The sequence below is a fragment of the Photobacterium sp. R1 genome, from assembly GCF_054600795.1.
In genome coordinates this window covers 1-294 of the sequence record NZ_BAAHZP010000396.1, presented here as the reverse complement: position 1 = coordinate 294, position 294 = coordinate 1, and the positions used below count along the sequence as shown (strand labels likewise).

The 294-nt window shown below is 54.1% G+C and carries 1 protein-coding gene; it reads right to left on the bottom strand.

The genetic code is table 11. The features are described 5' to 3' along the window. Positions 1-169 precede the first annotated feature (169 nt). Positions 170-294 (bottom strand): di-heme oxidoredictase family protein (locus ACYP03_RS25585; protein WP_459782616.1); only part of this gene is annotated, 125 nt, incomplete at its 5' end.

Here is a 294-nt window from a genome sequence, read left to right as displayed (position 1 = left end):
GACCGTACTTTCCAGATCCCGCGCTGCATCCGTAAACGCTTCTGCAGCGTTAATATGTTGCTGGTGAATCGTGGCTCTGACTGCCTCTTGATTTTCCTGACACCCCGCCAGCCCGGTCACCAGAGGCATCAAGCACAGTGCAATCCTCGTTTTTTTCATTTTCATACCCTTACAGTGAATGCAAGAAAGCGATTAATGCTTCCCTGTCCTGTTTAGCCAGCCGGAGAACCTGATCGCGGCTGCTCTGCGCTTCGCCGCCATGCCAGAGCACAGCCTCCATCAGATTGCGGGCAC